The sequence below is a fragment of the Nocardia sp. IBHARD005 genome (assembly GCF_052814245.1).
Genome location: NZ_CP199935.1, coordinates 5843598 through 5866153, shown reverse-complemented (window position 1 = coordinate 5866153; position 22556 = coordinate 5843598). Strand labels below are relative to the sequence as shown.

Below are 22556 nucleotides of genomic sequence, written 5' to 3'. Positions count from 1 at the left end.
GCCGATGAGCGAGGTGATCGTCGAAGCCGACGGTGGCTCGCGTGGCAATCCCGGCCCGGCCGGTTACGGCGCGGTGGTGTTCGCCGCCGATCACGTGCGGGTGCTCGCCGAACGCAAGGAGTTCATCGGCGTCGCCACCAACAATGTGGCCGAATACCGCGGTCTCATCGCGGGTTTGGCGGCTTCGGCCGAATTGGGCGCGCGGGTTGTCACGGTGCGAATGGATTCCAAACTCGTCGTCGAACAGATGTCGGGACGCTGGAAGATCAAGCACGCCTCGATGATTCCGCTCGCCGAGCAGGCGCGAGCACTGGTCGCCGGATTCGATCGGGTGAGCTTCACCTGGATTCCGCGCGCCGAGAACTCACACGCCGACCGGCTCGCGAACGAGGCGATGGACGACAGTGCGCTCACCGCGACCGTGCGCGAGGCCGTTGCCGCCGGACATGCCGCCGGTGACGAAGTCGCGGTGCCGAAATCGGTTGACCCGAACAAGGTGTCGCCCGGCTGGACCGGCGCCGTCGGCAAGCCGACCCGCCTGCTGCTGCTGCGCCACGGCCAGACCGCGCTGTCGGTGGAGCGCCGCTACTCCGGCCGTGGCAATCCGCCGCTGACCGACCTCGGTCGCGAGCAGGCCGAGCGTGCCGCGAAAATGCTTGCCGCCAAAGGTGATATCGCCGCAGTGGTGAGCTCTCCACTGCAGCGGGCCCGTTCCACCGCCGAAGCCGCCGCGACCGCACTGGATGTTCCGCTGCGCATCCTCGACGGCCTCACCGAGACCGACTTCGGTGACTGGGAAGGTCTCACCTTCGCCGAAGCCGCCCAGCGCGATCCGATCCTGCACCGCGACTGGCTCGGTGACCCCTCGATCCCCGCACCGGGCGGCGAGAGTTTCGATCAGGTGCGCGAACGCATCGAAGGGGTGCGCCGGGACCTGGTCGCGCTGTACCCGGGCCAGAACGTGGTGGTGGTCAGCCACGTGACCCCGATCAAGACCCTGCTGCAGCTGGCACTCGGCGTCGGCCCGTCGCTGCTGTACCGCCTGCACCTCGACCTCGCGTCGCTGTGCATCGCCGAGTTCTATCCCGACGGTGGCGCCTCGGTGCGCCTGGTCAACGACACCTCATACCTGTGAGCTAGCCGGTCCTCGCCCGGGCACGGTACGGTCGCCCCGGCGCACGGTCGGCGTAACGACGACCCCGCATCGCCCGACAGATTCTCGGGCGTGCGGATGCGCGGCCACACAGGAAAGGTACTTGATGAGGTTTCTACGGATGGCGGCGTTTGCGGCGGCCATCGCGGGGGTGCTTACCGCGTCCGCGGGTGCGGGTAGCGTGACGGCCGATCCGAGCGTGGTGCTCGGTGCGGCATCGGGCATCGTCTTCGACAACAACTCCGGTTGTTCGCTCACGGCCATCGGCCACGACGGCGCGGGCCGCCTCGTCGGTCTCACCGCGGGACACTGCGCGCCGACCGGTTCGCGCGTCGGCGCCGAGCAGGCGCTCGCAGCAGGCGTGATCGGTACCGTCGCGTTTTCCGACGACGGCGACTACCTGGATTTCGCTGTGCTGCAACTTGATGCGTCGAAGGTGCTGCCGGTGCGCACCATCGGCCAGACCACCGTCGCGGGTATCGGCGCCGTGCCGGGCCCCGGTGCCATGGTGTGCTCGGACGGCCGCACCAGCGGTCGCAGCTGCGGTGTGGTGTGGGGTGAACTCGAAGGCACCTCGATCAACCAGTACTGCTCGCAGCCAGGCGATTCCGGCGGCCCCGTCGTCGTCGGTGACCGCCTCGTCGGCATGAACCAGGGCCGCCTCACCGGCCTCGGCCCGGTCGACTTCGACGTCCCCTGCGCCGGCGGCGCCAACCCGATCCACTCACCCGCCTACTTCCAGCCCATCCAGGTGATCCTGGACGTGCTCAACCGCGCAGGCGGCGTGGGCGCGGGCTTCCAGCCCCTCTGATCCACCCGCGAAACCCCAAGGGCGCAGCACCGTTTCGGTGCTGCGCCCTTCGTGCGCGTGCGATCAACGATGGCCGAGCCCACGCTCGTGCATGAGCAGCGGCCCGTAGGCGGCCACCGCGTGTGAACAGTGCGTGAGCTGGTCTGTTCCAGCACCCCATGGTGCCCCGATACCGTGGCGTATCCGGGCAGTTCAGGGGCGAAGGACCGACACCAGGAAGTCGGTCTGATCGCGCACTACCTGCTCGAAGACATCGTCGAAGTACACATCGAAGTGGCCGACCGGATACTGCTTGACCACTGCGTGTTTGGTCCGTTCGGCCGCCTTGCGGGTCGGGCCTGCGGGGGCGATCGAGTCGTTTTCGGCGATCGCGTAGAAGACGGGGACCTTCAGGGACTTGGCGCGGCGGCCGGGGGAGTCGAAGAGGGTCGAGAAGGCGATGCGGGCACCGACTTTGGGGTCGTAGGTGTCGCTCTCCTCGGCGAGCCGGCCGTTGCCCTCGGGGACGTCGGTGGCGCTCATCAACGCCGCGGAGCGTTTGCGCCCGGCCAGCCGGATACGGATGGGTTTGCGGCGGATCGGGCCGACGAGCAGGTCGGTGGCGGCGATGGTGGCGACCTTGGTCAGGCTGATCGGTCCCTTCGCCATCGACGACGCCCACCCACTGGTGAACGGCACCTGGGCCACCACCGCGGCCAGGTAATCGTCGTCGGGCGCCACCGCGAGCACATGCCCACCGCCGAACGAAGTGCCCCACAGCGCGATCCGGGTGGCATCGAAGCCACGGATGCTGCGCGCGTAGGCGATTGCGGCCTTCCAGTCCTGCCGCTGACGGGCGATACTGAGTACCTGGCGAGGTGAACCCTCACTGGCACCGAAATGTCGGTAGTCGAAAGCCAGCACCCCCATTCCCGCGGCGACGAACCGCCGCGCATACCGATCCAAACCCATCTCGCGGGTGGCCCCGAGCCCGTGTCCCATGATCACCAACGGCCGCGGCCGAGGCGCACCGTCGGGCAGGTAGAGCCACGCGGCGCACTGCTGGTGATCCGAAGGGAAACTGACGTCGACACGTTCCATGAGTCAATACCGTAGCGAGTACTCTGTACCGGCGGGCGAGTCGGCCGGGCGACCGCGGTGACGGGAACGGGCACGCACAGTGCCGCTGCCCGGTACCGAGGAAAGTCCGGACTCCACAGAGCAGGGCGGTTGTTAACGGCAACCCGGGGTGACCCGCGGGACAGTGCCACAGAGAACAGACCGCCGCACGCGAGTGCGGTAAGGGTGAAACGGTGCGGTAAGAGCGCACCAGCGCCCCGGGTGACCGGGGCGGCTAGGTAAACCCCGCCCGGAGCAAGGTCGAAGGTCGCATCGGCAACGGTGCGGCTGCGCAGGTGTTCGAGGGCTGCTCGCCCGAGCCTGCGGGTGGACCGCTCGAGGCACCCGGCAACGGTGTGTCCAGATGGATGGTCGCCCCCCGATGCGAATCGGGGACAGGATCCGGCTTACAGGCCGGCTCGCCCGCCCACGAAACGAGAAGGCGGCGGTTCCCACTGGGAACCGCCGCCTCGCTTCGCCGCGAAGGGCTCAGCACATCAGCTTGGACATCTGGTAGACGGCCGTTGCCTCTTCGGTGGTCGCGGCGTTGTCGCCGTTCTTGGCCGCCTTGATGATCGTGGCGATGGTGTCGGCCTCGGACTTGCCCGCCTTGATCTCGGAGCAGGAATGGTTCAGCACCGCGGCCACGGCGGCGTCGTCACGCCCCTGCGCCAGCTTGGGGAAGGCATTGCGGTAGCTCACCACGAACATGCCCGCCTTGCTTGCTTCGACCTGGAACGCAGGGGCGGGAGTGGTGGAGGGGGCGGGGGAACCGGCGGAGGAAGAGTCGTCGCTGCAGCCGGCCAGAAGCAGGGCGAAGACGGTGGCGCTGGCCGCGATGGCGGCGGTAGTTCTACTCACGGAGCGGGATGCTAGCGGTCCAGGAAACACGCCGCTTCCCCTGTGGTTAACGGGAAGCGACATGTTCTGGATCGAAGCGGTGAGCTACCCCGGGTTAATCGCCAGCAGGTGCGCCCAATAGCTGGCCGCGTCCGGTCCGAGGATCGGCGACAGGTAATCGAAAATCAGCCACGACATACGTTCGCAAACTCCCATTTATCGACGTGAGTGCCGCACAACCCGGCAGCTGCCGAGTGCGCCGCCGCCACAGTAACAATTGCCCGTAATGTCGCCGCGTTCGTGTGTCGAGACGGCGAAATTGCGCTGGAACCCGCCGGGAACGTGAGCGAGGTCATAGAGTGATCGCCGTCGGCAGGGCTCGCTGCCACTTCCTCGGGCCCAACACATTCGATCGCGGAAGCAGGTCACATTTACATGCGGGTAGTTCGTTCCATTGTCGCCGGTGCACTGATCGCCGGAGCCGCTGCGGTGTTCGCAACCCTTGGTGCCGGTTCGGCGAGCGCGGTCGCGGTGACCCCGCTCGCAGGCGGGGTTCAGGTCGACCTCAGCCCGGCTGATACCGCCTGGGTGCACCAGTCCCGATTCGGCCTGACCGTGGCCGGTCTGCCGCATCCGTCGGCGGCCTCGTTCGGTCAGGCCCTCGACGCGGCCGCGACCGTGTCCTCGGCCGTACCCAACGGCCGGGTCACTTTCACGGTGTACGGCCCGCTCGATCAGCTCAACGGCACCATGCTCGCTCTGAAGTAGGACTCGCTACGCTGCGAAGATGGACTTCGAAGACAGGACGAGTAGTTCGCAGGATCGGGGTCGGACCACTGGTCTGCAACTCCATCAGCGGATCGTCTCGGCGCCGGTCGACTTCGGCGCCATCCGTTCCGAATTCGGACTGGCCTCGGAATATCCGTCCGAGGCCGTCTCCGAGGCCCGCGACGCGGTAGACGCGTTCGCGGGCACCCGGGTCGATCGGACCGATATCGAGTTCGTGACCATCGACCCGCCCAGCGCGCTGGATCTGGACCAGGCGCTGCATATCGAACGCACTCCCACCGGTTTCACCCTGCACTACGCGATCGCCGATCTCGGTGCGGTGATCGTGCCGGGCAGTGCGCTCGCCGCGGAAGCCGAAGTGCGCGGGCAAACTTTCTATCTGCCCGACGGCAATATTGCGCTGCATCCGACAGTGCTGTCCGAGGGCACCGCGAGTCTGCTGCCCGGTGTCGACCGGCCCGCCGCGTTGTGGACCATCGAACTCGACAATGCCGCGGTACCGCTGAGCTTTTCGGTGACGCGCGCGTTGGTGCGCTCTCGGGAGCGCTTCGATTACGCGCAGGTGCAGGCCGCCGCCGACGCTGCAACATTGCCTCGGTCGTTGATCGCACTGCCCGAATTCGGGCGGCTGCGGATCGAGGCGGGGTTCGAACAAGGCGCTATCTCGCTGCGGTTGCCCGCACAGGAGGTGGTCTCCGACGGCGACGGCTGGCGCCTGCAGCTGGAGCCGAGGACCGACGCCGACGACTGGAACGAGCAGGTCTCGCTGCTCACCGGAATGTGCGCGGCGCGAATCATGGTGGAGCACAAGGGAATCGGCTTGCTGCGGACGATGCCGCCGCCGCCCGGGAGCGCGATCGAATCGATGCGCCGTACGGCGGCGGCGTTGGGGGTCGATTGGCCCGCCGGGGTGCCGGTCGGGCGCATGCTCGCCGGGCTGGACGCGAATACGCCCGCCGCGCTGGTGCTGATGTCGGAAGCTACGGGTTTGTTGCGTGGGGCGAGCTACACGCTGCTCGCCGAACTCGAAGACCCGTCGCCGGAGCAGCTGACGCACAGTGCGATCGGAGCCCCGTACGCGCACGTGACGGCGCCACTGCGCCGCCTGGCCGACCGCTTCACCACCGAAATCTGTCTGGCCTACTGCGCCGGGGTCGAGGTGCCGCAGTGGGTGGTCGACGGGCTGAAAGCCGCGGCCGAGACGATGCGGCGCACTGATGCGGTGGCCAACAAGGTGGATCGCGCGTGCGTCGATCTGACCGAGGCCACTGTTCTCGCGCCTCGGGTCGACACCGAGTTCACTGCCGTGGTCTTGCGTGATGCCAACGGGTCTCGGCCTGCCGAGATCTTCGTCAGTGAACCGCCGATCCTCGCACGGTGTGAGGGGACGCCGCCGGAAGGTAAGCCGGTCGCCGTGCGGTTGGCTGTCGCTGATCCGGTAACTCGGACTATCGGGTTCGAATATGACAGGGCGCGTTGATCGTTGGGGATTTCAGTGCATCGCGGAGATAAAGGCGGCGGCCGCGGGGTAGTGGGCGATGGCGCGGCCCGCGGCTGCTTCTTCGGTGTCGGCCAGTAGTTCGTAGACGGTGGCCGCGGGGCCGTGCGTGGCCGCGCCCACTGCCAGGATCGCTTCGCGGGACTCGACGGCGTCCCGGTGGTCGCCGAGGACGGATTGCAGCCGTTTGGCGCGGGCGCCGAGGTCGGCGGCCTCGGGGCCGAGGACGGTTGTCGCGGCCTCGCAGGAATACCGTAAACGCTTGGCGCCCTTGCGGATGTCGTGGAGGAGTTCCACGCGATCGGCGGGGGTGGCGGTGGGTTCGGCGAAGACCAGCTTGCGAAGGCGTTTGCGGTCGCGGCGCAGGACTCGGCCGAAGACATCGGTTGCGTTGTCGCGGGCGAGTTCTGGGGCGAGTGGGGGATCGGTGCGCCAGGTTTTCATGACCTTACGCAGGCGGCGGTAGCGCTTGTCATCGAGTGCGCGCAGCACCTCCGCGTGGGCGTCGGTGTAGGCCTTGCGGGACGCGCCGACCAGGGAATCGGTGACCTCGGTCGGGACCGTGTCGTAGCCGGACAGCAGGTCGGTGAATCGTTCGGCGCGGACCTCGGCGTCGCGGGCCACGCCGAGCAGGTCGGCCAGCCACTTCAGCTCCGCTTCGGTGGCGGCGGCCGTGTCGGCGTCGAACAGCCTGCGGTAGGAGCGCAGGACGCTGCGCAGCCTGCGCGTGGCCACCCGCATCTGGTGCACCGAATCGTCGGCGTCGGCGCGAACGTCGGGCTCGGCGGCGAACAGCCGGTCGATGTCCTCGCGTAGTGCCGCGACGACGGCTTTTCCGGCCTCGATCGCCATGGTGTCAGCCTCGCTTTCCGAACTCGTCGGTCGCCTCCACCAGGTGGTGGGTGATGCCGGGCTCGTGCGCGGTATGTCCGGCATCCTCGACGATGTGCAGGGTCGAGGCCGGCCACGCAGTGTGCAGGTCCCATGCGCTCACCGCGGGGCACACGATGTCGTGGCGGCCCTGCACGATCACGCCGGGGATCTCGGCGATCCGATCTATCTCTGCCAGCAACTGTCCCTCGTCGAGGAATCCGCCGTGGCGAAAGTAGTGGTTTTCGATCCGGGCGAAGGCGAGGGCGAAGCGTGCCTCGGCGGTTTCGGCGACCCGATCCGGTTGTGGGAGCAGTGAACTCGTCGCACCTTCCCACGTCGACCAGGCGACCGCGGCATCGAGTGCGACCTGCGGATCGGGGGAGTGCAGCAGCCGGTGATACACCTCGACGAGGTCGTCATCGCGTTCCCCGGCGGGCACCGGCGCCAGGAATTTCGCCCACTCGGCAGGGTAGACATTGCCCGCGGCACCGTTGTAGTACCAGTCGATTTCCTTGCGCCGCAACAAGAAGATGCCACGCAACACCAGTTCGGTCACCCGCTGCGGGTGCGCCTGCGCATAAGCCAGGCCGAGGGTCGACCCCCACGAACCGCCGAACACCTGCCAGCGCTCGATCCCGAGATGCGCGCGCAGCGACTCCATGTCGGCGATCAGGTTCGGCGTGGTGTTGGTGTCCAGCGGTGCCCCATCGGCGATGTGCGGCATGGACTTTCCGCAGCCGCGCTGATCGAACAGCACGATCTTGTACACGGCCGGGTCGAAGAAACGCCGCTGTAGTGGCCCGGTGCCACCGCCGGGTCCGCCGTGCACGAAAACCACCGGCTTGCCATCGGGATCGCCGCTGACCTCCCAGTACACCGACTGGCCGTCGCCGACGTCGAGCAGTCCCTGCTCGAACGGTTCGATCTCGGGGTAGAGGGTGCGCATCAGAACGCCAATCCCGCGGCAAGGGAAGGCAATTCGAGGGCGGTGAGGGCCTCGGTCCGTACCTCGGGGCAGCTGTCGGTGGTCACCCGGTCGATCATCGCCTTGTCGGCGAGCACGTGCCCGTTGATGCCACCGTTGCGAAAGCCCCAATCGTGCACCATGGCGTTGAGCGAGATCCGCCCGAGCGTCGGGCCCTGCACCCGGAAGTTCGACAGCTCGGGCCGGATCATGTCGCACAGCTGCGCCGCGGAGGAGGGGCTGATCGTCAGAGTCCCCGCTGGTGTCGTCGTCGCCGGAGCCGACGTGGTAGTGCCTGCGCTGCCGGTCTGAGCGGGTTCCACGCCTCCACACGCCGTCAGCCCCGCGGCAACCGCGATCAACAACACAGAACGAGAAATCCAACGGGGTTGCGGCATCGGTACCTCTGATAGTCGGCGAGTGTCGGTATCGAGTCTGCCATTTGTGGTTTTGGTGCGCTGGGTCCGAAGCTGCGATCCTGGGATTGGTAGTCCCAGACGGTTTGACGCTGTGTTTTTGGCGCGCTGGCGCGCGCGTGTCCGCGGCCCCAAGGGGCCGCCGGTTAGCGCTCGAGACTAACGCCTTCGGCGTAGCGCTTTCGAGCGCTAACCGGCGACCCGGCCGCGGACCGGCCACTTCGTGGCCGCCGCTCCCCAGGGGTCGCGGGTGCGGGGTTGGGAGTGCGGTCATGGCGGATTTGGGGTTTGTGGTGTGGCTGGGTGGTGCGGTTATGGCGGATTTGGGGTTTGTGGTGTGGCTGGGTGGTGCGGTTATGGCGGATTTGGGGTTTGTGGTGTGGCTGGGTGGTGCGGTTATGGCGGATTTGGGGTTTGTGGTGTGGCTGGGTGGTGCGGTTATGGCGGATTTGGGGTTTGTGGTGTGGCTGGGTGGTGCGGTTATGGCGGACGCAGTGGGGGTGGGAGTTGCGCCGATCAGAAGCTGTGTTCGGGGCCTGGGAAGGTGCCTTGGCGGACTTCGGCGGCGTAAGTGGCTGCGGCGGTGCGGAGCTCGTCGCCGACGTTGCCGAAGCGCTTGACGAACTTGGCGGTCTTGCCGCTGGTGTAGCCGGCCATGTCCTGCCAGACCAGCACCTGGGCGTCGCAGTCGGCACCGGCGCCGATGCCGATGGTGGGGATGGTCAGCTTGCGGGAGACCTGGCCCGCGATCTCGGCGGGCACCATTTCCATGACCACCGAGAACGCACCGGCTTCCTGCACGGCGATCGCGTCGGCGACCAGCTGCTCGGCACCGTCGCCACGGCCCTGGACCCGGAAACCGCCGAGGGTGTTCACGCTCTGCGGAGTGAACCCGATGTGGGCCATCACGGGGATGCCGGCGGAGGTGATCAGCGCGATCTGCTCGGCGACCCGTTCGCCGCCCTCGAGCTTCACCGCGTGCGCCCCGCCCTCCTTCATGAAGCGGATGGCGGTCGCGAGGGCCTGCTGCGGCGAGGACTCGTAGGTCCCGAACGGCAGGTCGGCGACCACCAGCGCGTGCGGTGCGCCGCGCACGACTCCGCGCACGAGCGGGATGAGCTCGTCGATGGTGATCGGCACGGTGGTGTCGTAGCCGTAGACGACATTGGCGGCGGAGTCGCCGACCAGGAGCACGGGAATACCGGCTTCCTCGAACAGTCGCGCGGACGAGTAGTCGTAGGCCGTCAGCATCGACCAGCGCTCACCGTCGACCTTCATCTGCTGGAGATGCTGGACGCGGGTCTTGCGGCGTGGTTTGGCTTCGACGGGAGTGGCACCGTAGGCAGGACCCTGCTCATCGGATACGGACATCATCGTCCCTTTCGTCTGGTTCCTCGAGGCCCATACCGGGTCCCCGGGCGTTTCTGACAAGCCCAGTGTGCCACCCGCGCCCGCACGGGTTTAAGGCCCGGCGCCGGTGTGATCGGTCACATCGTCGATTCGGCTACCGTGACGGGAGCCCATTCGGGCGCATGGTGTGCGCCGCAGGGCGCGGAAAGGTGGGCCAACTGTGCAGCGCGGCCGGCTCGTCGTGCTCCTCGGCGCTGTCTCTGCGTTGATCGTCACCGGCTGCGGCATCGGCGAGGAGAGCGCACCGCGCGCCGAACTGCCCCCGCCGCCGCCGGGCCTGAACACCTTCTACGACCAGCAGATCGGCTGGGGTTCGTGCGAGGGATACGGCAGCCCGGAGGACCGGCTGCCGCCCAAGACCGAGTGCGCGCGGATCATCGTGCCGATCGATTACGCGCGCCCGGACGGACCGACCGCCCAGATCGCGCTCTCGCGGATCCCGGCCACCGGCGACAAGATCGGCTCGCTGCTGATGAACCCGGGTGGACCCGGCGTCTCCGGCCTGTCGATGATCGCCGTCGGCAACCGCACCGAACTCGCGGAGAAGTTCGATCGGGTCGGCTTCGATCCGCGCGGTGTCGGCTCGTCGCTGCCCGCGATCGTCTGCCTGACCTCGCAGCAGGCCGACGCCGAACGCGCCGAGCCGCCCACCGACAACACCCCGGCCGGCATCGCCGACGCCGAGGCCGAAAACCGTGAATACGCCGACCGCTGCGCCGAGCGCTCGGGTGTCGACCTGCTCGGACATGTCGGCACTCGCGAGGTGATCCAGGATATGGATGTCATGCGGGCCGTTCTGGGTGACGCGAAGCTGAGCTACCTCGGCTACTCCTACGGCACCCGCCTCGGCTCGGCCTACGCGGAGAAGTACCCGCAGAACGTGCGCGCGCTCGTCCTCGACGGAGCCGTCGACTCCTCGCAGGACCCGGTCCAGGAATCGTTGCGCCAAGCAGCGGGCTTCCAGGGCGTGTTCAACGCCTACGCCACCGACTGTGCGAAGAACTCCGACTGCCCGCTCGGCACCGACCCCGCCCTGGCCGTGACCCGCTTCCGCGAGCTGGTCGGCCCCCTGGAGCAGACCCCGGCCGCGACCGCCGACCCCCGCGGCCTCAGCTACAACGACGCGATCACCGGCGTCCAGCAGGCCCTCTACAGCGACGACCTGTGGCAGATCCTCACCCAGGGCCTGTCCGAATTGCGCGGTGGAAACGGCGACACCCTGCTGCAGCTGGCCGATATGTACGACGGCCGCCGCCAGGACGGCACCTACGCCAACACCCAGGATGCCTTCAACGCGATCCGCTGCGTCGACGATCCCCGCGTCACCGATCCCGCGGTGACCGGCCGTCAGGACACCGAATACCGCAAGGCCGCCCCGTTCCTCGATGACGGCAGGGGCACCGGCGCCGCCCCGCTGGAACTGTGCGCCGCCTGGCCGGTGCCCAACACCAGCACCCCGCATCGTGTCTCGGCTCCCGGACTGCCGCCCACCGTCGTTGTCTCCACCACCGACGACCCGGCCACGCCGTATCAGGCGGGTGTCGACCTGGCCGCACAGCTGGGCGCCGACCTGATCACCTTCCGTGGCAATCGGCACACCGCCGCTCTCGTCGCGGGCGATCAGTGCCTCGACGCCGCCGTGATCAGCTATCTCGTCGATCTCGCCACGCCCGCTCCAGGTCTCACATGCTGAGAGCCCGATTCGGCTCACCGCGCCCCGTCGTGGCCGGTGAGATGTGCGAACGATGTGACGCGATCGCAAACCCGTCTGCGTATGTAACACGGATTTAACGCCGGGTGCTTACGCTCGCCGGTATGGATCGCCAGAAGGAATTCGTGCTGCGGACGCTCGAAGAGCGGGATATCCGTTTCGTCCGTCTCTGGTTCACCGATGTGCTGGGCTACCTCAAGTCCGTGGCCATCGCCCCCGCTGAGCTCGAAGGCGCCTTCGAGGAGGGCATCGGCTTCGACGGTTCGGCCATCGAGGGCTTCGCGCGCGTGTCCGAAGCGGACATGGTCGCCCGGCCGGATCCGTCGACCTTCCAGGTGCTGCCCTGGGCCAGTTCCAAGGGCCACCAGCACTCGGCGCGGATGTTCTGCGACATCACCATGCCCGACGGTTCGCCGTCCTGGGCCGACCCGCGCCACGTGCTGCGCCGTCAGCTGAACAAGGCCGCCGACGCGGGCTTCAGCTGCTACGTGCACCCCGAAATCGAGTTCTTCCTGCTGAAGAACCAGCTCAAGGACGGCTACGAGCCGACCCCGGCCGACAACGGCGGCTTCTTCGACCAGGCCGTGCACGATTCGGCACCGAACTTCCGCCGCCACGCCATCGACTCGCTCGAATCGATGGGTATCTCGGTCGAGTTCAGCCACCACGAGGGCGCTCCCGGCCAGCAGGAGATCGACCTGCGCTACGCCGACGCGCTCTCGATGGCCGACAACGTGATGACCTTCCGCTACCTGATCAAAGAGGTCGCGATCGACGAGGGCGTGCGCGCGACGTTCATGCCCAAGCCGTTCTCCCAGTACCCCGGCTCGGCCATGCACACCCACATGAGCCTGTTCGAGGGCGAGAACAACGCCTTCGCCGATCCCGACGATCCGAACAACCTCTCGGGCACCGCGCGTTCGTTCATCGCGGGCATCCTCGAGCACGCCCCCGAGATCAGCGCGATCACCAACCAGTGGGTCAACTCCTACAAGCGCCTGATCCACGGCGGCGAAGCTCCGACCGCGGCGTCCTGGGGCCGGTCCAACCGGTCGGCGCTGGTGCGTGTGCCGATGTACACCCCGAACAAGTCGTCCTCGCGTCGCGTCGAGATCCGCAGCCCAGACTCGGCCTGCAACCCCTACCTGACCTTCGCGGTGCTACTGGCCGCCGGTCTGCGCGGCATCGAGAAGGGCTACACCCTGCCGCCCGAGGCCGAAGACGACGTGTGGTCGCTGACCGACGCCGAGCGCCGTGCCATGGGCTTTCGCACCCTGCCCGGCACCCTCGACGAGGCTCTGCATGCGATGGAGCGCTCGGAGCTGGTCGCCGAAACCCTCGGCGAACACGTCTTCGACTTCTTCCTGCGCAACAAGCGCCGCGAATGGGCCGACTACCGCTCGCAGGTCACCCCGTGGGAGCTCAAGGAATACCTGAGCCTCTAACGGCCGACGCCGTCGGGTTCTCGGCCTGTTGTCGAGAACCGGCAATGCGTCCGTGACGTGACGCTGTCGTTGCCCGGACCCTGTAGTTTTGTCCCCATGGTCCGGCCACCGACTGCCCGCTCCGCTGTTCCCGGCGTCGGCCGGCTCGGTTTGCTCGAACCGACAGCGGCGGATTCACTGCGCCAGCTCGGCTGGGACAACGTCGACACCGTGCCCGTGCTCTGGGCGCTGTCGCGTTCGCCCGATGCGGATCTCGCCCTGTGCACGCTCGTGCGGCTGCGTGAATCGCTCGAAGACGATTGGTCCGAACTCGATTCGGCGATCCGCTCCGATACGACGTTGCGCGGCAGGCTGTTCGGCTTGCTCGGTTCCTCGACGGCCTTCGGTGACCACCTCGTCGCCGTCCCGGCCGCGTGGAAAGTCTTGTGTAAGAAGGAACTTCCCCCCCGTGACGAGCTGATCGCCGATCTGCTCGATGCCGTCGACGCGACACCGGAGATTGGACCCAATGCGGGGCCGATGTTGTTCCGTGCGGGGATCGCCGGTCCTGAAGCAGTTGCATTGTTGCGCAGCAGGTATCGCGATCAGCTGCTGCTGCTGGCCGCGGTCGACCTCGCCTCCACGGTCGAGAACGAACCTGTCCCGCCGTATCTGGTGGTCGGCAAGCATCTGTCGGATCTGGCCGATGCCGCGCTCACCGCGGCCCTGTCGGTCGCGGTGGCCAGGGTGTGCAAGAACGGCCAGGTGCCGGTGCGCCTGTCGGTGATCGCGATGGGCAAATGTGGTGCGCGAGAACTGAATTACGTCAGCGATGTCGACGTGGTGTTCGTCGCCGAACCCGCCGACGCGACCGCGACCCGGCTGGCCGCGGAGATGATGAGTGTCGCCGGCTCGGCCTTCTTCGAGGTCGACGCCGCTCTGCGCCCCGAGGGTAAAGCGGGTGCCCTGGTGCGCACCCTCGACTCCCACCTCGCCTACTACAAGCGGTGGGCGCGCACCTGGGAGTTCCAGGCGCTGTTGAAGAACCGGCCGATGACCGGGGATCTGGAGCTCGGACAGCAGTACCGCGACGCGCTGATGCCGATGGTCTGGACCGCGTCGGAACGCCCCGATTTCGTGGCCGACGTCCAGGCCATGCGCCGCCGGGTCGAGGACCTGGTCCCCGCCGACCTGCGCGAGCGCGAACTCAAGCTCGGTGCGGGCAGCCTGCGCGATGTCGAATTCGCGGTGCAGCTCTTGCAATTGGTGCACGGCCGGGTCGACGACGCGCTGCATGTCACCAACACCGTGGAGGCGCTGGCCGCCCTGGCCGCGCGCGGCTATGTCGGCCGTGAGGATGCCGCCAACCTCACCGCCTCCTACGAGTTCCTGCGCCTGCTCGAACACCGCCTGCAATTGCAGCGGCTCAAGCGCACCCACACCCTGCCCGCCGCCGACGACGAGGAAGGCATGCGCTGGCTGGCCCGCGCCGCCCACATTCGTCCCGACGGCCGCCAGGACGCGGTGGGCGTGCTCGACACCGACATCCGGCGCAATGCCGTGCGGGTGCGGCGCCTGCACGCGAAACTGTTCTACCGCCCGCTGCTGGACGCGGTGGCCCGGATGGACTCCGACGCGCTGCGCCTGAGCCCCGACGCCGCCGTCCGCCAGCTCGCGGCCCTCGGCTACGGTGCACCGGCCAATGCGCTCGGCCACCTCAAAGCACTCACCGGCGGCGTCTCGCGCAAGGGCCGCATCCAGGCACTGCTGCTGCCGACGCTGCTCGAATGGCTCGGTGACACACCGAATCCCGACGCGGGCCTGCTCGCCTACCGGCGGGTGTCGGAGGGCCTCGACGACCAGATCTGGTTCCTGCGCGAACTGCGTGACGAGGGTGCCGTCGCCCAGCGCCTGATGATCGTGCTCGGCTCCTCGGAGTACCTGCCCGACCTGCTGATCAACGCGCCCGACACCATCCGCATGTACGCCGACGGACCCGGTGGCCCACAGCTGCTCAGCACCAACCCCGAAGACGTCGCCCGCGGCATGCAAACCGCGGCCGCCCGCTATGACGACCCGAAACGTGCTGTCGCGGCGGCACGTTCACTGCGCCGCCACGAACTCGCCCGGGTCGCCTCGGCCGATGTGCTCGGCATGCTCGACGTCGCGCAGGTGTGCGCGGCGCTGTCGTCGGTCTGGGTCGCGGTGCTCGAGGCGGCACTGTGCGCGGTCATCCGCGCCTCGGAGGCCGAACGGGGTGGACCCGCGCCCGCCGGCTTCGCGGTGATCGGCATGGGCAGGCTCGGCGGGATGGAACTGGGCTACGGCTCCGACGCCGATGTGCTGTTCGTCTGCGATCCGCGCCCCGGCGAGGACGAGGCCACCGCCGTGAAGTGGGCCAACGGGATCGCGGAGAAAGTCCAGCGGCTGCTCGGCGCGCCCAGTGTCGACCCGCCGTTGCAGGTGGACGCGGGTCTGCGCCCCGAGGGCCGTAACGGGCCCCTGGTTCGCACGCTGGCCGCGTACCAGGCCTACTACGCGCAATGGGCCCAGCCGTGGGAGGTGCAGGCGCTGCTGCGCGCACATCAGGTGGCAGGCGATCAGGATCTCGGGGTGCGCTTCCTGCACGTCATCGACCCGATCCGCTACCCGACAGGTGGGGTCTCGGAGGAATCGGTCCGCGAGATCCGCCGCATCAAGGCCCGTGTCGACGCCGAACGCCTCCCGCGCGGCGCCAACCCGTCCACGCACACCAAACTGGGTCGCGGCGGTCTGGCGGACATCGAATGGACCGTCCAGCTGCTGCAGTTGCGGCACGCGCACGAGGTCCCCGCGCTGCACAACACCTCGACCCTGCAGTCGCTCGACGTGATCGAGGCCGAAGGCATCCTCGAACCCGAGGATGTGGCGCTGCTGCGTGAATCGTGGATCGCCGCCACCGCCGCCCGCAACGCCCTCGTCCTGGTCAAGGGAAAACCGACCGACCAGCTCCCCGGCCCCGGGAAACTGCTGTCGGCGGTCGCCCGGGTGGCGGGCTGGCCCAACGACGACGGCAGCGAATTCCTCGACACCTACATGCGTGTCACCCGGCGCGCGAAGGCGGTCGTCGAGCGCGTGTTCGGGGGATAGTCCGGACATGACAATGCCCCGCACCACTGGTGCGGGGCATTGTCAGTTCACGCCGAAATCAGATGGCGCGGACGTCCTGGGCCTGCGGGCCCTTCTGGCCCTGGCCGACCTCGAACTCCACCCGCTGTCCCTCTTCGAGGGACTTGAAGCCCGAGCCGCCGATAGCCGAGTAGTGAACGAAGACGTCGGGGCCGCCTCCGTCTTGGGCGATGAAGCCGAAGCCCTTTTCGCCGTTGAACCACTTGACGGTGCCTTGAGTCATGTTTTAAAAGTCTTTTCCGTAGGTGAGCCATGGCGATCACTTGCGATCAGCCCAGTCTCAGCAACCCAGTATGCCATACTCGCCAGCAAACCGCGCCTAGCAGTTTGTCGCACCGCGGTCTGGGCGGGGTTTGTCGTGGGAAACCGGCGTGTCGCGTCGGCAGGCAACCCCATCTGTGCTCCCTTTTCACATCGCGCCGCGGACTGTGTCACTGTGAGCGGTATGGGTGAGATGAACGAGGGGCGCGGCGGGCACGTCGACCTGGCCATGCGAATCCTCGACGCGCATGTGGCGTTCACCAAGCAGCAGTTGCGCGAGCCCGCCGGGTTCCTCGAGTTCGTCACCGAGGAGGTCGACGGCGCGCTCGACGAGGCCGCGGTGCTGACCCTCGCGGAAGCGGTCACCCGCGAGCAGATCAAAGCGGTCGCGCACAAGTTCGCCGTGCAGGTTCCGGTCGAAGGGGCGATTCCCGAACTCGCCGGTGAGATCGCCACGCGTATGTACAACCATCGCGCCAACGACGAGATCGAGGTGGGCGAGCTGGTCGACAACCGCCGCTTCGACGAGCTGGTCGACGCCGTCGCCGATCTCGACCTCACCCACCGGCTGGTGCGGCTGGTGCTCAACAGCCCAGTGACCGTCGACGCGTGCGTCGAGGCGGTCCAGCGCGCGGTGGTCACCGCGGTCGACGACGGCTTGCACCCCGACGGGGCAGGGCTGGCCGCTACGTTGCGCGGCGCGCTGTCGCGGTTGGCCGAACCCGCGATGCCCGTGATCGAGAGCGGTGTCGGCAGGCTCACCCGCACCGGCGCGCGATTCGTGTTGCGCGGCAACAGCAGTGACGCCGACGAGGTACTGCTCGACAGCGCCCGCGAGACCTGGCGCAAACACGCAGGCGACACGGTCGGCTCGTTCCGTGATCTGGTCTCGGCCAACGATGTCGAAGACGTCGTTGTGCTCGTCTTCGAATTCTGGCGCACCTTCCGCGATACCGATTATTTCCATGCCCTGCTCGACGAGGGCGTCGACCACGTCTTCGACAAATACGGCGACACCCCCCTTGCCGAATTGCTGGCTGAGCTGGGCGTCGGGCGCGCGGAAATGATCGAAGAGGCGCTGCGTTTCGGCCCGCCGGTGCTCGAAACACTCGACGAGCGTGGTTATCTCGACACCGTGCTACGCCGCAGGCTGGCTCCGTTCTATGCCTCGGACGCGTTCCGGGCCGCGGTGTCCGGGACGGGGTAAGCGCACCAGTTCCGTTCGGCCGCTGGCATGTCGGGATGTGTCGGTACGATTCGTGCAACGATGGGGCGCTTGTCCGCCACCGGATCTCGATCGAAAGGCTGCCGTGACGCGTCTGTCCACCCTGCTCGACCAGATCGACTCCGGTGCTGTGTTGCTGCCCGAATTCCAGCGTGGCTACGTGTGGAACCGCGACCAGGTGCGTGGGCTCATGCGGTCGCTGTATCTCGGGTATCCGGTCGGTGGGTTGCTGGTGTGGGAGACCGGGTCCGAGGAGATCGCGGTGCGCGGGTCGACGACCGGCTCGGGCCTGCGGCAGTTGCTGCTCGACGGCCAGCAGCGCATCACCACCCTCTACGGGATCGTGCGCGGCACGGCACCGTCGTTTTTCGAGGGCGACGAGATCGCGTTCACCGGCCTGCATTTCGATGTCGAGCGTGAGCTTTTCGAATTCCAGGTGCCGGGCCGCGATACCGCGCCCGCGTGGATCGACATCACCGAACTGTTCGCCCAGGGCCCGATGCACTATCTGTCGAGGTTCCCCGACGAGTCGCCGGAAACCCTTGCCCTCTATCTCGATCGGCTGAACAAGGTCCGCGAGGTCACCAACCGCGAGTTCAATGTCGAGACCATCACCGGGTCGGATCGCACGGTCGACGAGGTGGTCGACATCTTCAACCGGGTCAACTCCGGCGGCACCAAACTGTCCAAGGGGGACCTCGCGCTGGCCACCCTGTGCGCGCAGTGGCCGCAGGCCCGCGGCAACCTGCGCGACCACCTGATCCGCTGGGACAAAGACGGCTATACCTTCACCCTGGACTGGTTGCTGCGCAACGTGATCGCGGTCGGCAACGGACGCGCGCACTTCGACGCGCTCGGCGATCTGGCGCCCGCGGAATTCGAACAGGCGCTGGTGGACACCACCAGACAGGTCGACACCTTCCTCGACACCGTGGCGGGCAGGCTCGGCCTCGACCACGACCGAGTCCTGATGGGGCGCTACGCGATTCCGGTGATCACCCGGCTGCTGTTCCTCAACGGCGGCCGTTTCGACGACGATCTGCACCGTGACCGGGCGCTGTACTGGTACGTGCATTCGGCGCTGTGGGGCCGGTTCAGCGGCTCCACCGAGACCTTCCTGCAACAGGACTACGACACCCTCGAACGCGGCGGCATCAACGCGCTGATCGGCTCGCTGGAGCGGCTGCGCGGCGGCTCGCTCGACCTGTGCGCCGACGATTTCGCCGGCGCCACTCGCGGTTCCCGGTTCTATCCGCTGCTGTACATGCTGACCCGCGTCGACGGTTCACGCGATCTCGGCACCGGCTCGGAGCTGGGCATCGAGCAGTTCGGCGAGCGCACCCCGGTGCAGGTGCACTACCTGTTCCCGAAAGCCCTGCTGCGCGACGCCGGTTACGAACGCAACGAGATCAACGCGATCGCCAACTTCTGCTTCCTCAGCCCAGGTTCGGAGGCCGAGCTCGGTGAGCGCGAGCCCGCCGACTACTTCGCCGAGATGGAACGCCGCAACCCGGGTGTGCTCGCCTCGCAGTGGATTCCGACCGACCCGTCGCTGTGGCGGGTGCAGAACTACCGCGAGTTCCTGCGGGCCCGCCGCAAACTGCTCTCCGCCTCGGCCGACGCCTTCCTCGAAAAGCTGCGCACCGGCAAACTCCACCGCCCGACCCTGCTGACGGTGGGTGTCGCCGGGGTGACCGTCGGCGATCCAGCGGTGGACCAGGTCAACGCGCTCGTCGACGACCTCATCGCCGACGGCTTCGGCTTCCCGCTGCTCGACAGTGAGGTCTCCGACCCGGTCACCGGCCGCGAACTCGCTGTCGCCGAAGCCTTTTGGCCCGAGGGCCTGCAGCCGGGTGTCGGCATGCCGGTGGTGCTGGTGCTCGAACCGTCCAATGCCGACCTCACCCGCTTCGCCCAGCTGGGCTACGCGGTGTTCACCTCCGTCGACGCCCTGCGCGGCTACGTCGACAACCTGCGCGTGGAGGCCTCCGGTGACACCGGCGTCGACGGCCCGGCCGCCGACCTGGCCGCACTGGCCGACCGTCTGCCCGCCACCTGGGTCGGCAATTCCGAACAGGTCTGGTTCCGCTTCGCCTGGAACCAGCTCGAGCACGACCGCGCCGACGGCCCCGACGCGCTGCTCGGCCCCGAACAGCTCGCCCTGCGCTACATCGCCCTGTGGGCGCTCACCCGCACCTTCTACATTCACGCCTTCGACCAGGGCAACCCCGGCGAATGGCGCTACTACCTCGGCGACGCCATCGGCCCGAGCCCGCTGGTCCCACGTGCCTGGCTGACCCAGCGCGCCGTCGAGTCCGGTGCGCTGGCCCCTGGCATGGGCCCCGGCGACGAAGACATCGCGATCGCCCTCGTGCACGGCGTCCTCGAGACCGTCGACGAGGTCGCCACCGCGCTGTCCCACCTCCTCGGCGGCCCCGGCCTCTTCGCGTCCCTGTGGGCGTCGGCGGGCGCGGCCGAACACTACGGCTACCCCCTGTCCGCCGACCAGATCAACGACCTCATCAACCAGGTCGTCAACGACCCCGAGTCCCGAAAGATCCAGGCCTACAACTGGATCGAGGCAGGCCTGCCGCTCTAGGGCGCGGCGGTGAATTCCTCGATGTACACGGCAGCCTCCTTGTCGGTGGCCAGTGTAGGCCCTCAGAAAACCTTCAAGGCAGCCACAAGGGATCAGAAAGTGGGGCCGCTTAGGGTGGCCGCATGATGCGTAAATGGGTGGAACGAGCGTTGCTCGTCCTGGGGTGGGGCGCGGTGGTCGCGGCGATGGCCGGGATCGTGTTGCACGTTGTGGACTGGAGCCAGAAGTCGATGGTGTTGCTGGCGTCGGGGGCGATGTGGTTGATGCTCGGTGCGGTCGTGGGGCTGGTGCTGATGCTCCTCGCACGGGGCTGGCGCAGTTCGGGGGCGGCGGTCCTGGTGCTGGCCGGTGCCGCGTGGTTGGTGGTGCCGTCCTACATCCCGGAGGCCAGAGCGGCCGAGGGCCCGGAACTGGTCGTGATGCAGTCGAACATCCTCTTCGGCAAGGCCGACCCGGTCGCCGTGGTCGGTGCGGTGCGTGACAACAACGTCGACGTGCTCACCGTCGAGGAATTGACCGCCGACTCGATCACGGGTCTGCGCGGGGCCGGCCTCGAACAGCGACTGCCCTACTTCTATCTCGAACCCGCGCAGTCGGGCGGTGGCGGCACCGGCATCTACAGCCGATACCCGTTGCGCGACACCAAGAAATACGACGGTTTCATCATGAGCAATATCTCCGCGACCATGGAACATCCGCAGCGCGGCCCGATGCCGGTATTCGCGTTCCATCCGATCCCGCCGAACATCGACTTCGCCGCCTGGTCGGCGGAGATGCGCAGGGTCGACGAGATCCTCGCCGCGACGAGCGCGCCCGCGATCGTCGGCGCGGATTTCAATGCGACACACGACCATTCGGCCTACCGGGCGCTGCTCGACGGTGCCTTCGCCTCGGCTGCCGACCAGACCGGCGACGGTGTCCTGCTCACCTTCCCAGCCGATCGCCGGTGGGGACCGGTGATCGGGATCGATCACATCCTCGTCGCAGGTGGAGTGGCAGAACAGATCCGCACCCTCACCATCCCCGGCTCCGACCACCGCGCGGTGCTGGCCACGATCCGAATGGACCTGTGAGCAGGAAACGTAGCGCTCGAGCTCGTTCCTTCAGAGCCAGGTCGGCGCGTTCAATCTGTCGGTAGGTCGCGATAGGGTCCTGTTGTGCAGTTGCGCTATAACTTCCGCGTGTACCCGACGCCCGGCCAACAGAACTCGTTGGCTCGCGCGTTCGGGTGCGCGCGTGTGGTGTTCAACGATGGCTTGCGCGCTCGACAGGTCGCCCATGCCGCCGGGCTGCCGTATATCAAAGACTCGATGTTGCAAACCCGGCTGATCACCGCGGCGAAGAAGACTCCCGAACGTGCTTGGCTGGGCGAGGTTTCGTCGGTCGTGTTGGTTCAGGCGTTGGGTGATCTGCACGCCGCGTACCGCAATTTTTTCGCGTCGGTCACCGGGAAACGTAAGGGCGGCAGGGTGTCACTGCCACGGTTCCGGTCACGGAAGGACAATCGGCAGTCGATCCGGTTCACGCGCAACGGTTTCAGTTTGCGACCGAACCGTAGGTTGTATGTCGCGAAGGTCGGAGAACTGGACGTTCGGTGGTCGCGGGAGCTGCCGTCGGACCCGTCGTCGGTCACGATCACCAAGGACCCGTCCGGCCGGTATTTCGCCTCGTTCGTCGTCGAGGTGGACCAGGTTGTGCTCCCGGTCGTGAAATCCGAGGTCGGTATCGACTTGGGGTTGGCGACGTTCGCTGTGCTGTCGAACGGTAAGACCATCGCCGCGCCGCGGTTCCTGCGCCGTGCCGAACGCCGGTTGAAGAAGGCTCAGAAAGCGCTGTCCCGCAAGGACAAAGGCTCCGGCAACCGGGCGAAGGCGCGGGTGCGGGTAGCGAAAGCGCACGCGAAGGTCGCCGACACGCGCCGGGATTGGGCGCACAAGCATTCCGCGATGATCATTCGTGACAACCAAGCGGTGTTCGTCGAGGATTTGTGCGTGAAAGGTCTGGCTCGTACCAGGTTGGCGAAGTCGGTGCATGATGCTGGGTGGGGCATGTTCACGCGGTTGTTGGCGGAGAAGGCTGCTCGGCATGGGCGGACCTTTGCGAAGGTTGATCGTTGGTTCCCGTCGACCCGGTTGTGCTCGGCGTGTGGGGTGGTGAGCGGCAAGAAGCCGTTGCAGGTTCGGGAGTGGACCTGCGAGTGTGGTGCCCAGCACGACCGTGATCTGAACGCGGCACTCAATATCCTCGCGGCCGGGCAGGCCGAGAGGTTAAACGCTTGTGGAGGGACGGTAAGTCCAGCCGCCTAGCGGAAGGCAC

Annotated in this window: 18 protein-coding genes and 1 other RNA gene; 12 read left to right on the top strand and 7 right to left on the bottom strand. The window is 67.5% G+C overall.

The window, feature by feature from the left end:
* Positions 1-4: 4 nt before the first annotated feature.
* Together ACTWPB_RS27475 and ACTWPB_RS27470 are read left to right on the top strand one after the other, a co-directional pair.
* Complete coding sequence (locus ACTWPB_RS27475) at positions 5-1135, top strand: bifunctional RNase H/acid phosphatase (RefSeq protein WP_446223381.1); 1131 nt, start codon at positions 5-7, stop codon at positions 1133-1135.
* Between the two features lie 139 nt (positions 1136-1274).
* Positions 1275-1964: a S1 family peptidase gene (locus tag ACTWPB_RS27470; RefSeq protein WP_446223380.1), complete on the top strand. Its 690-nt coding sequence runs from the start codon at positions 1275-1277 to the stop codon at positions 1962-1964.
* A 192-nt stretch (positions 1965-2156) separates the two neighbouring features.
* On the opposite strand, the gene ACTWPB_RS27465 is transcribed toward ACTWPB_RS27470, so the two are convergent.
* Positions 2157-3044 (bottom strand): alpha/beta hydrolase, encoded by an 888-nt coding sequence (locus ACTWPB_RS27465; RefSeq protein WP_446223379.1) that lies wholly within the window; start codon positions 3042-3044, stop codon positions 2157-2159.
* Positions 3045-3080: 36 nt separating this feature from the next.
* Between ACTWPB_RS27465 and rnpB the strand changes: the two genes are divergently transcribed.
* Positions 3081-3488: RNase P RNA component class A (gene rnpB, locus ACTWPB_RS27460), an RNA gene on the top strand.
* Between the two features lie 63 nt (positions 3489-3551).
* On the opposite strand, the gene ACTWPB_RS27455 is transcribed toward rnpB, so the two are convergent.
* On the bottom strand, positions 3552-3923 hold the full coding sequence (locus tag ACTWPB_RS27455; protein ID WP_446223378.1) for a hypothetical protein: 372 nt from the start codon (positions 3921-3923) through the stop codon (positions 3552-3554).
* A 414-nt stretch (positions 3924-4337) separates the two neighbouring features.
* On the opposite strand from ACTWPB_RS27455, the gene ACTWPB_RS27450 reads away from it, so the two are divergent.
* Positions 4338-4670 (top strand): hypothetical protein, encoded by a 333-nt coding sequence (locus tag ACTWPB_RS27450; protein ID WP_056821111.1) that lies wholly within the window; start codon positions 4338-4340, stop codon positions 4668-4670.
* Positions 4671-4743: 73 nt separating this feature from the next.
* Positions 4744-6171, top strand: coding sequence for an RNB domain-containing ribonuclease (locus ACTWPB_RS27445; RefSeq protein WP_446226505.1), 1428 nt, complete (start codon positions 4744-4746; stop codon positions 6169-6171).
* A gap of 12 nt (positions 6172-6183) precedes the next feature.
* On the opposite strand, the gene ACTWPB_RS27440 is transcribed toward ACTWPB_RS27445, so the two are convergent.
* From ACTWPB_RS27440 to panB, 4 genes are all read right to left on the bottom strand, one after another.
* Complete coding sequence (locus tag ACTWPB_RS27440) at positions 6184-7041, bottom strand: CHAD domain-containing protein (RefSeq protein ID WP_446223377.1); 858 nt, start codon at positions 7039-7041, stop codon at positions 6184-6186.
* A 4-nt stretch (positions 7042-7045) separates the two neighbouring features.
* Complete coding sequence (gene pip / locus ACTWPB_RS27435) at positions 7046-8008, bottom strand: prolyl aminopeptidase (protein ID WP_446223376.1); 963 nt, start codon at positions 8006-8008, stop codon at positions 7046-7048.
* Positions 8008-8349 carry a hypothetical protein gene (locus ACTWPB_RS27430; RefSeq protein ID WP_446223375.1) on the bottom strand — a complete coding sequence of 114 codons (342 nt, stop codon included), beginning with the start codon at positions 8347-8349 and terminating at the stop codon, positions 8008-8010. The genes pip and ACTWPB_RS27430 overlap by 1 nt, the downstream gene beginning before the upstream one ends.
* Positions 8350-8958: 609 nt before the next feature.
* Positions 8959-9813 (bottom strand): 3-methyl-2-oxobutanoate hydroxymethyltransferase, encoded by an 855-nt coding sequence (panB, locus tag ACTWPB_RS27425; RefSeq protein WP_446226504.1) that lies wholly within the window; start codon positions 9811-9813, stop codon positions 8959-8961.
* Between the two features lie 199 nt (positions 9814-10012).
* Between panB and ACTWPB_RS27420 the strand changes: the two genes are divergently transcribed.
* From ACTWPB_RS27420 to ACTWPB_RS27410, 3 genes are all read left to right on the top strand, one after another.
* Complete coding sequence (locus tag ACTWPB_RS27420; protein ID WP_446223374.1) at positions 10013-11545, top strand: alpha/beta hydrolase; 1533 nt, start codon at positions 10013-10015, stop codon at positions 11543-11545.
* A gap of 122 nt (positions 11546-11667) precedes the next feature.
* On the top strand, positions 11668-13008 hold the full coding sequence (glnA, locus tag ACTWPB_RS27415) for a type I glutamate--ammonia ligase (RefSeq protein WP_446223373.1): 1341 nt from the start codon (positions 11668-11670) through the stop codon (positions 13006-13008).
* A gap of 96 nt (positions 13009-13104) precedes the next feature.
* Complete coding sequence (locus tag ACTWPB_RS27410; protein WP_446223372.1) at positions 13105-16116, top strand: bifunctional [glutamine synthetase] adenylyltransferase/[glutamine synthetase]-adenylyl-L-tyrosine phosphorylase; 3012 nt, start codon at positions 13105-13107, stop codon at positions 16114-16116.
* Positions 16117-16174: 58 nt separating this feature from the next.
* Here the strand turns inward: ACTWPB_RS27410 and ACTWPB_RS27405 are convergent, their stop codons facing one another.
* Entirely contained in the window at positions 16175-16378 is a 204-nt protein-coding gene (locus ACTWPB_RS27405; protein WP_056821080.1) for a cold-shock protein, read from the bottom strand.
* A gap of 222 nt (positions 16379-16600) precedes the next feature.
* Between ACTWPB_RS27405 and ACTWPB_RS27400 the strand changes: the two genes are divergently transcribed.
* The 4 genes from ACTWPB_RS27400 to ACTWPB_RS27385 all read left to right on the top strand — a co-directional run bounded on the left by ACTWPB_RS27400 (position 16601) and on the right by ACTWPB_RS27385 (position 22546).
* A complete protein-coding gene (locus ACTWPB_RS27400) occupies positions 16601-17623 on the top strand; it encodes a hypothetical protein (protein WP_446223371.1) in 1023 nt (340 codons plus the stop codon).
* Between the two features lie 103 nt (positions 17624-17726).
* Complete coding sequence (locus ACTWPB_RS27395; RefSeq protein ID WP_446223370.1) at positions 17727-20240, top strand: GmrSD restriction endonuclease domain-containing protein; 2514 nt, start codon at positions 17727-17729, stop codon at positions 20238-20240.
* Between the two features lie 122 nt (positions 20241-20362).
* A complete protein-coding gene (locus tag ACTWPB_RS27390) occupies positions 20363-21313 on the top strand; it encodes an endonuclease/exonuclease/phosphatase family protein (RefSeq protein ID WP_446223369.1) in 951 nt (316 codons plus the stop codon).
* A gap of 84 nt (positions 21314-21397) precedes the next feature.
* Positions 21398-22546: an RNA-guided endonuclease InsQ/TnpB family protein gene (locus ACTWPB_RS27385; protein WP_446223368.1), complete on the top strand. Its 1149-nt coding sequence runs from the start codon at positions 21398-21400 to the stop codon at positions 22544-22546.
* Positions 22547-22556 lie beyond the last annotated feature (10 nt).